The sequence below is a fragment of the Aeribacillus sp. JST-2 genome (assembly GCF_056032925.1).
Genome location: NZ_JBVVUU010000053.1, coordinates 1 through 14,203 on the forward strand (window position 1 = coordinate 1; position 14,203 = coordinate 14,203).

The window sequence follows — 14,203 nt, forward strand, 5'->3', positions numbered from 1 at the left end:
ACCTTTAGACCCAGTTTATTACATGTACCAATACTGGGTTTCTTCAGTATTGCCTTTTTTCGGATCATCGGACAAGGGAATTTCCAATTTCTATGATTTTTCACCTTGACATATTACCGCAGGACTTATAAAAGATTATATAAATTTTTGCTGTAGATTGAAAGAAAGATTTGACCAAAAACAGAACATACGTTCCTTTATTATATTATGTTAAAGGAACTGCTTTGTCAAGAAACTCATGTTTTGAAAATAACTCGTTATTTTTTTGCACGAAAATAACGTAATTTTTTAGGCAGATCAGCAATTAAACTAAATCAGAGGGCGGCGTGTTTTCATACTAAATTTAGTAGATAGAAGAATGGAAATGTTAAAAGCCATTGATCTTCGGCCTCCAGCAGCGCATAAACGATTTCTGTTAGAGCTCACCAAACAATACAACATAGCGGATAAACATAAAAAAACCGGGCATTCGTTTTACGCCCGGGTTTCTGATCAGCTGTTTTTTCTTAAATTCCCCAACTCTTCAACGATTGCTTGCATTTCACTTGGGCTGAACGATTTTTTTTTCATTACCATTTCGTAAATTTCTTTCAGTTCCTCATACATTTCTTCCCGGTATTGGCTTTGCTTAATGACGCTAATGTTGATCATATTCAGCTTTTCGGTTATTTTGTTTAGCATAAATTCCATATTTTCCGCAGATTTTTCCGATAAATTCAAAGTTTTTTCAATCCCTTCGTTCTTTTGTTTTTTATTTTAACATGGATGATTTGTCTTTGAACAATCATTTTTGGAAAACTAATCCTCACGCATGAACCCGGATTGTTGAAAAAAGCTTTTTAGGCTATCATTTTGATAGAATAAAAACAGGTTGGCGATAACAGGAGGGTTTTTACGATGGTAAAAGTGCTTTTTGTATGTTTAGGAAATATTTGCCGTTCGCCAATGGCGGAAGCGGTATTTCGTGATATGGTAAAACGTGAAGGATTGGAAGATAAAATTGCAGTCGATTCAGCCGGAACTGGCAGCTGGCATGTTGGTGATCCCCCTCATCGTGGAACAAGGGATGTTTTGGATCGCCATCAAATTTCTTATGAAGGTTTAAAGGCTCGACAAGTCAATCAACAAGATTTATCCAACTTTGATTACATTGTTGCCATGGATGCAGGGAATTTGGGAGAATTGCGAAAAATGGCCGGATTCAAAAAGACGGGCGAGATCAGACGGTTAATGGATTTTGTGCCGAATTCAGACATTTTAGATGTGCCGGATCCATATTATGCAGGAAATTTCGATGAAGTATATGAAATGGTCGCAAAAGGCTGCAGGGGATTGCTGGAGACGATTAAGCAAAAGCATCATCTTTCTTAAAGGAAAGGGGAAAGAAAATGGGAAAAGATAATAAATTATTAAAGGGGCTTTTGATCGGTGCGATGATGGGCGGAATGCTGTCATTGCTTGATAAAAAAACGAGACAGCAAGTCATTAGCAAAGGAAAATCAGCTGCCGAAAAAATAAAAAATTATAAGGAAAATCCTTCTGAACTCACGGATCGTGTAAAAGAAAAAATGAACTTGGCCAAAAAATCTGCGGCACAAATAAAAGACGATCTTGAATTTATAACAGAGAAAATAAAGGAATTACAAGAAACAACTCCTCAAGTATTGGAAATAGTAAAAGAAGCTAAAGAAAAATGGAAGCAGCGCCAATGAACGGGAACAAGTTGAAATGAGGTGCAGCGATGGCTGAAAACATCAACTTTCTGATGTTCAGTAAAGAGCTTCTAAAACGGTTTAAAGAAGACGAAATATCGAGTCTGGCTGCGGAGTTAGCTTATTTCTTTCTTTTATCTCTTTTTCCTTTTCTCATTTTTTTAATGACTCTTCTTGCCTATTTGCCTCTTTCTGCAGACGTTGTTCTTGACTTTGTTGCCCAATATGCCCCAGGAAATACAATGAAATTGATTGAGGGAAATGTGAAGCATATTATTGAAAATCAAAATATGACTCTTTTGTCTTTCGGAATTATTGGTACAATCTGGTCTGCTTCAAACGGGATTAATGCGATTGTCAGAGCATTTAATAAGGCATATCAAGTGGAAGAAAGCCGCCACTTTCTGATCGCCCGTCTTATGTCCATCTTGCTGACATTTGCGATGATGTTAGTGATTTTAATCGCTTTACTTCTTCCTGTATTTGGAAAAGAAATCGGCTTGTTTATTTTTCGAGCCTTCGGATTCACAAATGTTTTTTTAACAATATGGAACACGATTCGATGGCTATTAAGCGCAGTGATTTTGTGCATCGTTTTTACAGGGCTGTATTACATTGCGCCAAACAAACGGATGAAAATTTCTGAAGCATATCCCGGAGCTTTATTTGCTACTGTCGGCTGGATTGTTGTTTCTCTTCTTTTTTCTTACTATGTAGGGAATTTTGGCAATTTTAGCGTAACATACGGAAGTCTTGGCGGGGTGATTATTCTTCTTATTTGGTTTTACCTTTCCGCAGTGATTATTATTTTAGGTGGAGAGATCAACGCGATTTTGTCAAAGAATTCAAAAGATTTTTAAAGACCGCCATTATATTCCTAAAACTTTTTCAATTCGGATGGCCATATTATGTTATGAGGCTGAAAAAAGTTCGAAATCGATAGGAGGAAATAAGATGGCTAAGCAATCTAAAAAAGGCGGTCAACATAACAAGCAAAACGCAAAAGCAAAACCGAAGCATAAAACAAGCGGAAGTGCGAATGGCCAAAACGGGTATCATTAAAAAATGGCCATCGCAAACTTCAGGGACTGTCTATTTTAGTGTCACATGTTTCCAAGTAAAAGACCCAAGAATGTTGATATAACACCATTCCTGGGTCTTGCTTTGTTCATAAATTCGTCTGAAAAACCGCTTTTCGGACAGCCCTTATTGACAATGGTTTCTTTTTTTAAAAAATGATGGACTATGTGTTTTTGTGAAAACACCCAAATACGGCGGTCTAGAAAAACACAGGCTTCCGGGCTGCGGTTCTGAAACGATTTAGCGTCTTCTACTCAGACATGGCTAAATATTGATCGTAAATGGAATCATAAATGTGTTCAATGTCTGCGTCCGTCATATACAGAAGCGTTTCGCGATCAATGTTTCCCATTTTTTCAATAAATTCAATCATATTTTTTCTTTCTTGCCGTTTCATTCTTTCCCCACTCTCCCTCATAATGTTATGATACAGTTTTTTATATTTTGGAACTATTATATAACAACAAGAGTGAAATGTTCAACCTTTTTTGAAAATTCTTTTATGGAAATGTATTGATTGCAAATGAAACCCGTCATCAACTACAATAGAGTTATTCTTTTTTTAGACAAGGAGTTGACGGTTATGGAGTTTTTCATGAAAGAGGTTGGATTTAAAACAACTTTTGAATACGGGGAACTTCATGTTGCAGGAGATGAGGCATATGGATTTCGTCCGTTCCAATTAATGGTCTCCTCAATCGCCGTTTGCAGCGGAGGGGTTTTGAGAAAAGTTTTCGATAAAAAACGAATGGTTTATGACGACATTACCATTCAAGCTGAAGTTGAACGGAATGAAGCAAAAGCGAACAGAATTGAAAAAATTCATCTTCATTACATTATTTCAGGAAAGGATTTAGATCCAGAAAAAATTCAAAAATGCTTGGAACTGGCACGAAAAAATTGTCCAATGGTTCAATCAGTAGAAGGCAGCATTGCCATTACGGAATCATTTGAATTGAAATGAGGGCTTGTGCATAAGCAAAAAATTGTTTTTAAAAATCATTGTTATAAAATAAGTGCAGATATTTCAGCATAGAGATTTAGGAGGTCATGATGATGACAGCAACGAAACAGGTTCGTCAAGCTGAGTATGATATTGATTCTGTTTATTTAAAACGCTGGTCCCCTCGTTCCTTTTTAAAAAAAGAGGTTCCGGAGGATATACTGTTAAGCCTCTTTGAAGCAGCACGGTGGGCTCCTTCCGCTTTCAATTTCCAGCCATGGCGCTTTATCATTGCCCGCACGAAGGAAGACCGTGAAACGTTTATGTCGTTCATTGGCGAATTTAATCAAATTTGGTGCAAAAACGTTCCGGTTTTTGCCTTGATTATTTCCAAAATGACAAGCGAGCGGGGCGCTGTTCGTTCTCACGCTTTTGATGCCGGCGCCGCCTGGGGCTATTTGTCATTGGAGGCAACGAGAAAAGGGTTGATTACGCACCCGATGACAGGTATAAACTTTGAAAAAGCCCGTCAAGTATTAAATATCCCTGAAGAATATGCGATTCAAGCATTAATTGCCATTGGCTATCAAGGGGAGAAAGAAGTGCTGCCGGAAAACCTGCAAGAAAGGGAAACACCGTCTTCCCGCCGTCCTGTAAAAGAATCGCTGTTTGAAGGCCGCTTTGGAGAATCGTTTAAGTCAGGAAGTTTTCAATAAATAGAAGCAGGCAGTTGGTTTCTGCTTCTTTTTTATTTTATTGAATGAAATGGAGTTTCTCATTCATAGGCAGTGGTCTAACGTACTGTGAACCATTTTGAATAAAAAAAGGACTATCTATTTCAACAGTCCTTTTAGAAAGTACAACTGAAATAATTCAGCGATTTTCTCCTTAGTTAACGGTTCATGTTCTTTTTCCCACTCAAAGTTTAGGGCAATATAGGTTTTCAACATTAAGAAGGCGGTGATTTCGGCATCACAGTTGCGGATTTCCCCTTTTTTGATGGCGATTTCAATTTTCTCGCGAATGAAAGCAATCATCTCCCGATCCAATTTTTTCATTACTTCTTGAACGGCCGGCGTCCCGATATCGCGAACTTCTTGAAGAAGTTTAACAGTTAATTGATGCTGTTTGCGAAACTCTGAAATGCGATATAAGGCTCGGTGAACGTTTTCAAAAAATGGGCGATCGAGATCCATTGCTTGCTCTGCCGCTTCTTTTATTTCTAAAATAAGCGAGGAAATAATTTCGTCTAACAAATCCTCTTTGTTTTTAAAAAAGGTATAAATGGTTCCTTTTCCAACATTCGCGAGTTTCGCCACTTGCTCCATCGTCGTTGCCTTATACCCGAATGAGGAAAAAGATTTTGTTGCCGCATCAATTATTTGTTGTTTTCGATCGACTGCCATACTCCTCATCCTCTTGAATGACTAAATGAACATTTTGGTTATTTCGTATAATTATCATACCACATTGACGGCAAAAAATAAAAGGTCGAGCCATTCACGAACCAAGTCGGAACAAAATCCCATTTTCAGCCCAGCGAACCCTGATTTCCGACTAATAACATTGCTTTGCGCCGCTTTCTTTTTACACAAAGGTCAGACTTCATCCTATTAACGGGGAAAACAACTGAACATCGATCAGGTACATTTGAAAACTTTTGTATCTGCCCAAGTTTCATTTTTTGCAGGCAATATATGGAAAATAAATTTTTTAGGTCATCATCAACGGGGTTTCCTTCTAATTTACGCTGAATTGGTTAAAGGCTTTTCTCTTTTGCGGACAATATTCGAAGAAATTTTTTGGTCTGGGTGTTTGACTGGCAGTCCGTGATTGGCCGATCATCATTTGATTGAGTTTTCTCCTAATTGTTTAGGATCCTTTTAAATATAGTGGTTTATTTCATACAAGATTTGCTAAAATAAGTAAACAAGCTGTGCAAACGCAGGACATTACTTGTAAAGGTGGTGGAACTTATGTTTAATCGCATATTTGCCATTTTGGTTTTTGTCGGGCTGCCGTTGTCCGTGATCGGCAGTTTACTGCATTGGCAAGTACTCCTTTTATTTGGAATTTATTGTTTAACCATTATCGGACTTGCAAGTTTCATGGGGAGGGCGACCGAAAGCTTGGCGATTGTAGCAGGCCCTCGGGTTGGCGGTCTGCTCAATGCGACTTTTGGGAACGCGGTTGAACTCATCATTTCCATTTTTGCGTTAAAAGCAGGTTTAATTTCAGTTGTTTTGGCGTCGCTTACCGGTTCTGTCATCGGCAACTTGCTGTTGGTTGCTGGTTTATCGTTTTTTATCGGCGGTTTAAAATACAAGCGGCAGAAATTTAATGAGTACGATGCTAGACACAATTCCGGACTGTTGATGTTTGCGGTGATTGTTGCCTTTGTCATTCCGGAAGTTTTTTCCCAGACGATGAATGAGATGAAGACCTTTACGTTAAGCATCGGCATTTCGATTATTATGATCGGGCTTTATTTAGCAGCGCTATTTTTTAAATTGGTTACCCATCGAGGGGTTTATCAAAAAGGGGGAGAGCAAGAGGAGGAACACGAAAAACCGGAATGGTCAGGGGCGAGGGCGACGATCATTTTGTTGTTGGCGACAGTAGCGGTTGCATATGTTTCGGAAAATCTCGTACATACTTTTGAAACGGTCGCCCACGAACTCGGTTGGAGCGAGTTGTTCATCGGCGTCATCGTTGTTGCGATCGTTGGAAATGCAGCGGAGCATGCGTCTGCGGTTATTATGGCCTTTAAAAATAAAATGGACGTCGCAGTGGAAATTGCTGTCGGCTCAACATTGCAAATCGCCATGTTTGTTGCACCATTGCTGGTGATCGTATCCTTATTATTCGCCAAAAAAATGTCTCTTGTTTTTACTCTTCCTGAACTCATCGCAATGGCGTCTTCTGTCTTGTTAATGATCATTCTATCAAATGACGGGGAAACCAACTGGTTTGAAGGAGCGACTTTGCTTGCTGCTTACGTGATCATGGGAATCGGCTTTTATCTGTTATAAGGGTTGGTGGGAACCCATATTTTTGGATAAAAACAAAATGGCTTGAAAAAACTAATAGCAAAGGCTACTTGAAAGGAGATAAACAGATGAGAAAACTATTGATCGTTTTTGCTGCCTTCTTGCTTGCGTCGGTTTTTTCAGGCCGGAGCTTTGCCGAAGAGCCGAAAATTCCAAAATCGGTAATGGATATTTCAAAAGAAAATACGTATCCAAACCCGAGTCAAGATCTTCCGTATTTACAGCCTAGTGAACTAACAAAAGAGTTGATTGGAACGTCCAACGTCCCGATTGAAAATCCCGAACTGATCAAAATATTAAATGAATCATCGATCACACCTTCCCCTGTTTCCATCGGCTACAGAGCCTCCATCTATTTGGGGCGGTGGGCGTTGAATTATGAATCTCAAGAAACGGCCGTCAATTGGGAGTATCAGAAAATCAATACCAATTATTTTGATAACCGGGGCGGAAAAACACCTGTGCAAATAAGCTATAAGCAAGAGACGCAAAAGCGGGTGAAAGGAGGATTGACCGCCAAAATTTCTGATCATAGAGATGTAAAAAAGATGATGCTTTTAAAAGCTGCGAAAAAGTCAAAGCTGCCGCTTGCGTTTGAAACAATTGTCGGCTTTGGAACAAAAAAAGACCAAGTCTATAACATACCGCCCAAAAAAATGGGCTATTTATATACATTTGTCCCCGCCGTCAATGAAAAAGGGAAGGTTACATATGGAGAAGTATATTTAGTCTTAAAAGGAAGCAAGAAAGAAATACTTGTTAAAAATGTCACCCAGCAAGGTATTGGCGCATGGATTCCTGTGCAGGATCGGGCATCCTTTAACTTTCTCATCACGAACCATCCAAAATAAAGAACAGGTTTTAAAAAGAGTAATGACGCAAATTTTCACAAACAATACTGTGAAAAAGGACTTGCTCTATCATGCGCATTATCATTGCTTATAAATCGGCCAGCTCCTGCATTAAAAGTTTAAAATCAGCAATAGCCAATGGAATAGTTGGGAACTGTTAAAAAACCGGGCGTTCATTTGCCCGGTTTCTTATATTTGAGCTTTTCTTTTTGTAAAATCCAAATCTTGATAGTAGCTGTTTTTCACCAATAGATTCGGTCCGAGGCATTTCACATTTGGACAATGGCAGTTTAGTTGTTTTGCCAGCGATGATTCCATCCAATTCTCATAGGCTGTTAATAGCGGGTCGTTTTGGATGTTGCCAAGCGGAGGAGCGTCTCCGAAATCTGTTACAATGATATCTCCTGTAAAAATATTAACGTTCAGCCGCGATCTACCGTCCGGATCATTGCGGACTGTGACGTTTTTGCTTTCCCTCAACCTTTTGATTAATGCCAGATCTTCTTCTTTGTCGCTGCAAGCATAGAACGGCAATGTCCCAAATAGCATCCAAACAGACTCGTCACGGACATCCAGAAGCTTGTGTATGGCAGAGCGCAATTCATCCAAGCTAAGTGTTTCAAGGGAGCTAGCAAAATCGCTCGGATACATCGGATGCACTTCATGACGCCGGCATTTCATTTCATCGACAATTTGCCGATGAATTTTTTCGATATGAGGTACCGTCCGCTTATTCAACATCGTTTCAGCGGAAACCATTACTCCGGCATCTGCCAGCGCTCTCGAATTTTCAATAATCCGTTCAAAATATTTGGCGCGCTGTTCATATGAGGGCTTTCGTTTCATCATCGCAAACCCGCCCTCGGCAAAATCTTCGACCGTTCCCCAGTTATGGGAGATATGAAGGACATCTAAATACGGAATAATTTTTTCATACCGTTTTAAATCCAATGTTAAATTTGAATTGATTTGCGTGCGGATCCCCCGTTCATGTGCATATTTTAAAATCGGAACGACATAATTTTCCACCGATTTTAAGGACAGCATCGGTTCTCCGCCAGTAATGGAGAGAGATCTAAGCGTCGGCACTTCATCGAGACGTTTTAAAATTAAGTCAAGCGGAAGGGCCTCAGGATCTTTTGGGGATAACATATATCCTACAGCGCAATGCTCGCAGCGCATATTGCAGATCGTTGTCGTTGTAAATTCTATGTTTGTCAACGTTAATTTTCCATATTGTTCAATATCCAAGTAAGCTTCCCAAGGGTCGTAAGAAGGAGTAATGTTCCTTGATGTCGTTTGAATATCCATAAAAGCATATCTCCTTTATAAAAGTTCAAGCATTTTCATTTTAGCATGACGGATGAAAAATGGGGTGAAAAATGAATTCCTATTATTGGTTTACCGTGTAAACTAAAATCAAATGCCTTTCCATTCAAAATTGTTAGGAGTATAATAAAAATTGTGGAAATTAGACTGTTTTGATTGTTTTTAAGGGGGAGAAGCGGGTTGGAAAAACTATTTGACAGTATGTACCAACTGATTGTGGAAACGTCTACAAAGCTGCCGAAGGATGTGCGCAGAGCCATTTTCAGGGCAAAGCAGCGGGAAAATGCCGGTACGAGAGCGGCGATGTCGCTCGCAACCATTACTGACAATATTAAAATGGCGGATGAAAATGTTTCGCCTATCTGTCAGGATACCGGTTTGCCGACTTTTAAAATAAAAGTTCCGGTTAGCATCAACCAAATTCAAATGAAAGAAACAATTAAACAGGCGATTGTTCAAGCGACGAAAGACGGGAAGCTTCGTCCCAACTCGGTGGATTCGCTCACTGGAAAAAATTCCGGTGATAATTTAGGTGAAGGGCTTCCGGTCGTAAAATTTGAACAATGGGAAAAAGATTATATAGATGTTCGCTTGATTTTAAAAGGCGGCGGTTGCGAAAACAAAAATATTCAATACAGTTTGCCTTGTGAATTGGAAGGATTGGGAAGAGCCGGCAGAGATTTAGACGGAATCCGCAAATGTATTTTGCATGCGGTATATCAAGCACAAGGCCAAGGATGCAGCGCAGGATTCATCGGAGTAGGGATCGGCGGCGACCGTTCGTCAGGATATGATTTAGCGAAAGAACAATTATTCCGCGAAGTGGATGATGTCAATCCGAACGAAGATTTGCGCAAGCTGGAAGAGTACATAATGGAAAATGCCAATAAGCTTGGCATCGGAACGATGGGATTCGGCGGTGAAACGACTTTATTAGGATGTAAAATCGGAGCAATGCACCGCATCCCGGCCAGCTTTTTTGTCTCTGTCGCCTACAACTGCTGGGCATTTCGCCGCTTAGGAGTCCATCTTGATCCAGAAACAGGCGAAATCATCAAATGGCTTTATCAAGATGGGGAAGATGTCGATTTTCAAACAGATGCTGCCAAAGAAGAAAATGCATCATCCACGGACTCTGAAAGACGCGTCGTAACGCTGCAAGCGCCAATTACGGAAGAACAAATCCGCGAACTGAGAGTCGGCGATGTTGTCCGCATCAACGGAATGATTTACACAGGAAGGGATGCCATCCACAAATATTTAATGGACCATGATGCGCCCGTTGATTTGAACGGACAAATTATTTACCACTGCGGACCTGTCATGTTAAAAGATGAAAACGGTAACTGGGAAGTCAAGGCTGCCGGACCGACGACATCCATTCGCGAAGAGCCTTATCAAGGCGATATAATGAAAAAATTTGGCGTCCGTGCAGTGATGGGAAAAGGCGGTATGGGCAAAAAAACACTGCAAGCATTAAAGGAACATGGAGGAGTATATTTGAATGCGATTGGCGGAGCCGCGCAATACTATGCGGAATGCATTGAATCTGTTGAAGGCGTTGACTTATTGGAATTCGGCATTCCAGAAGCGATGTGGCATTTGCGGGTAAAAGATTTCACGGCCGTTGTCACGATGGATTCTCACGGAAACAGCTTGCATGAAGACGTTGAAAAATCGTCACTAGAGAAGCTTGCTCAATTTAAAGAGCCGGTTTTTCGCTAAAAGTTAAAGTATAGTAGTGCCATAGCCGGATGATTGGCTATGGTATTTTTTTGAAATCAAGATGGAGCATATTTCGCAAAAACGGATAAAGACTAATGGTGAAAAAGTTTTGAAAGGAGATTCACAGCTTGAATTATTTCCGGATTTTGTATTGCTCTGTCTTGTTATTTTTTTCTTTTTTCCACTGTGCTTCTGCAGCTATCAGCAATCGTCCGATCCATTGGGGATTTCAAAAAAGCACTAATCACGAGCCTCCCGATGCCGGAAAAGAGTGGAGCATACTTTTGGCGAAATATGGGGCTTTTTATTTAGGAGATGCCAACAAAAAAGAAATTTATTTAACGTTTGATAACGGCTATGAAAACGGCTATACAGCCAAAATTTTGGACGTATTAAAAAAACATGATGTGCCGGCGGCGTTTTTTGTAACAGGCCATTACTTAAATACAGCTCCCGACCTTGTAAAGAGAATGGTGAAGGAAGGGCATATTGTCGGCAATCATTCATGGAGCCATCCCGATATGACGGCAATAAGCGATGAAAAAATAAAAAAAGAGCTTGATGCCGTCAGCAGCAAAGTAAAAGAACTTACAGGCCAAAACGGAACAGTGTATGTAAGGCCGCCAAGAGGCATTTTCAGCGAGCGCACACTTGCCTTATCCGAAAAATACGGTTACCGTCATATTTTTTGGTCACTTGCCTTTGTCGACTGGAAAGTAAATGAACAAAAAGGCTGGCGATATGCATACGACAACATAATCAATCAAGTTCACCCGGGCTCAATCATCTTGCTGCACACCGTATCAAAAGACAACGCGGATGCACTCGATGAAGCGATCAAAACTTTAAAACAGCAAGGATATACATTTAAAAGTTTAGATGAGCTTGTCATGGATAAAACGTTTGAAAATCCATTTCTTTATTAATCTAATAGCTGTTTTTTGCGTTCGGAGCTGTTTATGATTACAAATAGTAGTGGAATATGTGGTATAATAGCTCCGATAAAAAACGATAAAGGTCGGTAAAACCATGTGGAAAAAGACGATCAAAACTGCGCCGCCGTATGACTTCGACCGCGTTTTGGAGCGCCTTTCGCTTGATCCGTTGAACAAGGTGGACGTGCAGAAAAGAACCATCTTTGTGCCGCTCTTCAGTGAAAATGGCGAACCTTTTGTTGCAACGGTAAAAGCCATCGGAGCGAAGGAAGATCCTATTTTTGAAATATCAGGGGAACATGATGAACATATAGAGCGGTCCCTCCATGAACTGACTCGTATATTTCAATGGAAAATTCCGCTGAAAACCATTCAAGAGCATTTCCTGCAAACCGATCTTGCTCCCCTTTTTCAAGAGCATGAAGGGACGCCGCTCGTGTTAGATTTTCATCCGTATGCTTGTTTAATGAAATGCATCATTCATCAGCAATTAAATTTATCATTTGCCTATCAGCTGACAACTGCTTTTGTGCAAACATTTGGATTTAAAGTGGATGATGTATGGTTTTATCCAAAACCGGAAACGGTAGCCGAATTGAACTATGAAGATTTGCGGGCACTCAAATTCAGCATGAGAAAAGCGGAATACGTCATCGACACCTCCCGGCTGATTGCAGAAGGTATTTTGCCGATTCATGTCTTTCATGAATGGAGCGATGATGACATTATGGAAAAATTGGTTCAAGTGCGCGGCATCGGGCCGTGGACGGTGCAAAATTTTCTTTTGTTTGGTCTAGGAAGGCCAAACTTATTTCCTGCTGCCGATATCGGCTTGCAAAATGCGATCAAACATTATTTTCAGCTGGAAAAGAAACCGACAAAAGAAGAAATGGACAAATACAGCCGCAAGTGGGCTCCTTATTTAAGCTATGCCTCTCTTTATTTATGGCGAAGCATTGAAAAGAGACGGGGAGAAGCGAAATGAAGACAAAAAAAAGGCCGGCATCAGTGACCATTCAAAAAGGGCAGGAATTTCCGCTGACCATTAAGCGGCTTGGCATTAACGGAGAAGGCGTCGGGTATTTTAAGAAGCAAGTCGTCTTTGTTCCGGGAGCTTTGCCCGGTGAAGAAGTGGTCGTTCGAGCAACGAACATTCTGCCAAACTATGCGGAAGCCGCGATAAAAAAAATACGGAAAAAATCCCCTCACCGTGTGAAACCGCCCTGCATTTATTATGACCGATGCGGAGGCTGCCAATTGCAGCATTTGCAATACGAGCAGCAGCTTGCCGCCAAACGGGACATTGTCATTCAAGCGTTTGAGCGCCATACGGATCTCGATGTCGATGCCCTCGACATCCGTCCGACAATCGGTATGGACGACCCGTGGCATTACCGAAATAAAAGCCAATTTCAGCTCGGAAAGGAAAAACAGCAAGTGATAGCGGGTCTGTATGGAGCAAATTCACACAAGCTTGTTCCAATTCACTCATGCATGGTTCAGCATCCGCTGACAGATCAAATTACCCACACAGTAAAACAAGTGCTGGAAGATTTTCGCATCCCCATTTATCATGAACGAAAACGGACGGGGATCGTACGCACAGTCGTTGTCCGCGCCGGCATTCAGTCAAACCATGTGCAAGTTGTTCTCATTACAGCAACGGAAGAATTGCCCCGAAAAGAACTCATTGCGGCAGAGATCATGAAGCGCGCTCCGGAAGTAACATCAGTCATGCAAAATGTAAATGGAAGCAAAACATCGCTCATTTTCGGCGACAAAACGGTTTTGCTAAAAGGAGAAGAAGTAATCCAAGAAACTTTGGGCGACCTTTCCTTTGAACTATCCGCCCGCGCTTTTTTCCAGCTCAACCCGGTGCAAACGGTCAAACTTTATGACGAAGTCAAAAAAGCAGCAGGTTTAACAGGAAAGGAAAAAATCGTTGATGCCTATTGCGGCGTCGGCACGATCGGCTTGTGGCTGGCAAAAGATGCAGCGGAAATCAGAGGAATGGATGTCATTGAAGAATCGATCCGAAACGCTAATGAAAACGCCAAAAAATACGGAATTGAAAACGCCCTTTACGTCACAGGCAAAGCGGAAGACTGGATGCCAAAATGGGCAAAAGAAGGCTGGCGCCCAGATGTTGTCGTTGTCGACCCTCCCCGCACCGGCTGCGACCGGGAGTTTCTCAAAACGATCAAAAAAGCGAAGCCTAAACGATTCATTTACGTCTCATGCAACCCGTCCACCCTGGCAAAAGACGTTCAATTCATCTCGGATCAATACGAAGTGAAATACATCCAGCCAGTGGACATGTTCCCGCATACGAGCCATGTGGAGTGTGTGGCGAAACTGGTTTTGAAAAAGGAGACAGCCTCTGAATAAAGAATCTGTTTTATTGTTATAAAAACGAAAACCATACGCGGAAAGCTTTCAGCGAGGTATTAAAAAAAGCCCCTCCCTCTATAAATGTTGATATATCAACGGTTGTAGCCGTCTCAGGGGTGTCAAAAAAATATTTTTCGACAAAGTTTCTAACATTATTTCTTAAATATGTGTATATCTTACATTGACG

General features: G+C 40.9%; 15 protein-coding genes. 11 read left to right on the plus strand and 4 right to left on the minus strand.

Going from position 1 to position 14,203, the window contains the following annotated elements:
* Positions 1–492 precede the first annotated feature (492 nt).
* Positions 493–720: a DUF1128 domain-containing protein gene (locus tag AC0KTX_RS15295; RefSeq protein WP_474252974.1), complete on the minus strand. Its 228-nt coding sequence runs from the start codon at positions 718–720 to the stop codon at positions 493–495.
* 177 nt (positions 721–897) lie between these two features.
* Here AC0KTX_RS15295 and AC0KTX_RS15300 point away from each other — a divergent pair, with 177 nt between their 5' ends.
* The 3 genes from AC0KTX_RS15300 to AC0KTX_RS15310 are packed head-to-tail and all read left to right on the plus strand — an operon-like array spanning position 898 to position 2,572.
* On the plus strand, positions 898–1,371 hold the full coding sequence (locus AC0KTX_RS15300; RefSeq protein WP_474252975.1) for a low molecular weight protein-tyrosine-phosphatase: 474 nt from the start codon (positions 898–900) through the stop codon (positions 1,369–1,371).
* Positions 1,372–1,388: 17 nt separating this feature from the next.
* Positions 1,389–1,712 (plus strand): YtxH domain-containing protein, encoded by a 324-nt coding sequence (locus tag AC0KTX_RS15305; protein WP_474252976.1) that lies wholly within the window; start codon positions 1,389–1,391, stop codon positions 1,710–1,712.
* Between the two features lie 29 nt (positions 1,713–1,741).
* Entirely contained in the window at positions 1,742–2,572 is an 831-nt protein-coding gene (locus AC0KTX_RS15310; RefSeq protein WP_474252977.1) for a YihY/virulence factor BrkB family protein, read from the plus strand.
* A gap of 470 nt (positions 2,573–3,042) precedes the next feature.
* On the opposite strand, the gene AC0KTX_RS15315 is transcribed toward AC0KTX_RS15310, so the two are convergent.
* Positions 3,043–3,189: a BH0509 family protein gene (locus AC0KTX_RS15315; RefSeq protein WP_474252978.1), complete on the minus strand. Its 147-nt coding sequence runs from the start codon at positions 3,187–3,189 to the stop codon at positions 3,043–3,045.
* A gap of 186 nt (positions 3,190–3,375) precedes the next feature.
* On the opposite strand from AC0KTX_RS15315, the gene AC0KTX_RS15320 reads away from it, so the two are divergent.
* Together AC0KTX_RS15320 and AC0KTX_RS15325 are read left to right on the plus strand one after the other, a co-directional pair.
* Positions 3,376–3,756, plus strand: coding sequence for an OsmC family protein (locus AC0KTX_RS15320; protein ID WP_474252979.1), 381 nt, complete (start codon positions 3,376–3,378; stop codon positions 3,754–3,756).
* A 92-nt stretch (positions 3,757–3,848) separates the two neighbouring features.
* A complete protein-coding gene (locus AC0KTX_RS15325) occupies positions 3,849–4,451 on the plus strand; it encodes a nitroreductase family protein (RefSeq protein ID WP_474252980.1) in 603 nt (200 codons plus the stop codon).
* 117 nt (positions 4,452–4,568) lie between these two features.
* Here the strand turns inward: AC0KTX_RS15325 and AC0KTX_RS15330 are convergent, their stop codons facing one another.
* Positions 4,569–5,141, minus strand: a complete 573-nt coding sequence (locus AC0KTX_RS15330; protein ID WP_474252981.1) for a TetR/AcrR family transcriptional regulator — start codon at positions 5,139–5,141, stop codon at positions 4,569–4,571.
* 558 nt (positions 5,142–5,699) lie between these two features.
* On the opposite strand from AC0KTX_RS15330, the gene cax reads away from it, so the two are divergent.
* Both cax and AC0KTX_RS15340 read left to right on the plus strand, forming a co-directional pair.
* A complete protein-coding gene (cax, locus tag AC0KTX_RS15335; protein WP_474252982.1) occupies positions 5,700–6,767 on the plus strand; it encodes a calcium/proton exchanger in 1,068 nt (355 codons plus the stop codon).
* Between the two features lie 86 nt (positions 6,768–6,853).
* Positions 6,854–7,636, plus strand: a complete 783-nt coding sequence (locus AC0KTX_RS15340; protein ID WP_474252983.1) for a YfkD family protein — start codon at positions 6,854–6,856, stop codon at positions 7,634–7,636.
* Between the two features lie 189 nt (positions 7,637–7,825).
* On the opposite strand, the gene yfkAB is transcribed toward AC0KTX_RS15340, so the two are convergent.
* Positions 7,826–8,947 (minus strand): radical SAM/CxCxxxxC motif protein YfkAB, encoded by a 1,122-nt coding sequence (gene yfkAB / locus AC0KTX_RS15345; protein WP_474252984.1) that lies wholly within the window; start codon positions 8,945–8,947, stop codon positions 7,826–7,828.
* Between the two features lie 198 nt (positions 8,948–9,145).
* Between yfkAB and AC0KTX_RS15350 the strand changes: the two genes are divergently transcribed.
* The 4 genes from AC0KTX_RS15350 to rlmD all read left to right on the plus strand — a co-directional run bounded on the left by AC0KTX_RS15350 (position 9,146) and on the right by rlmD (position 14,013).
* Positions 9,146–10,690, plus strand: a complete 1,545-nt coding sequence (locus tag AC0KTX_RS15350) for a fumarate hydratase (protein ID WP_474252985.1) — start codon at positions 9,146–9,148, stop codon at positions 10,688–10,690.
* 128 nt (positions 10,691–10,818) lie between these two features.
* Positions 10,819–11,616, plus strand: coding sequence for a delta-lactam-biosynthetic de-N-acetylase (gene pdaA, locus AC0KTX_RS15355; protein WP_474252986.1), 798 nt, complete (start codon positions 10,819–10,821; stop codon positions 11,614–11,616).
* A 103-nt stretch (positions 11,617–11,719) separates the two neighbouring features.
* Positions 11,720–12,610: a DNA-3-methyladenine glycosylase family protein gene (locus AC0KTX_RS15360; RefSeq protein WP_474252987.1), complete on the plus strand. Its 891-nt coding sequence runs from the start codon at positions 11,720–11,722 to the stop codon at positions 12,608–12,610.
* Positions 12,607–14,013 carry a 23S rRNA (uracil(1939)-C(5))-methyltransferase RlmD gene (rlmD, locus tag AC0KTX_RS15365; RefSeq protein WP_474252988.1) on the plus strand — a complete coding sequence of 469 codons (1,407 nt, stop codon included), beginning with the start codon at positions 12,607–12,609 and terminating at the stop codon, positions 14,011–14,013. The genes AC0KTX_RS15360 and rlmD overlap by 4 nt, the downstream gene beginning before the upstream one ends.
* The last annotated feature ends 190 nt before the right edge of the window (positions 14,014–14,203 follow it).

Coding starts and splice junctions, on each gene's coding strand:
- AC0KTX_RS15320 (WP_474252979.1), top strand. CDS start 3,376: ATGGAGTTTTTCATGAAAGAGGTTGGATTTAAAACAACTTTTGAATAC.
- AC0KTX_RS15360 (WP_474252987.1), top strand. CDS start 11,720: ATGTGGAAAAAGACGATCAAAACTGCGCCGCCGTATGACTTCGACCGC.
- AC0KTX_RS15300 (WP_474252975.1), top strand. CDS start 898: ATGGTAAAAGTGCTTTTTGTATGTTTAGGAAATATTTGCCGTTCGCCA.
- AC0KTX_RS15340 (WP_474252983.1), top strand. CDS start 6,854: ATGAGAAAACTATTGATCGTTTTTGCTGCCTTCTTGCTTGCGTCGGTT.
- AC0KTX_RS15325 (WP_474252980.1), top strand. CDS start 3,849: ATGACAGCAACGAAACAGGTTCGTCAAGCTGAGTATGATATTGATTCT.
- AC0KTX_RS15330 (WP_474252981.1), bottom strand. CDS start 5,141: ATGGCAGTCGATCGAAAACAACAAATAATTGATGCGGCAACAAAATCT.
- AC0KTX_RS15310 (WP_474252977.1), top strand. CDS start 1,742: ATGGCTGAAAACATCAACTTTCTGATGTTCAGTAAAGAGCTTCTAAAA.
- AC0KTX_RS15315 (WP_474252978.1), bottom strand. CDS start 3,189: ATGAAACGGCAAGAAAGAAAAAATATGATTGAATTTATTGAAAAAATG.
- yfkAB (WP_474252984.1), bottom strand. CDS start 8,947: ATGGATATTCAAACGACATCAAGGAACATTACTCCTTCTTACGACCCT.
- rlmD (WP_474252988.1), top strand. CDS start 12,607: ATGAAGACAAAAAAAAGGCCGGCATCAGTGACCATTCAAAAAGGGCAG.
- AC0KTX_RS15305 (WP_474252976.1), top strand. CDS start 1,389: ATGGGAAAAGATAATAAATTATTAAAGGGGCTTTTGATCGGTGCGATG.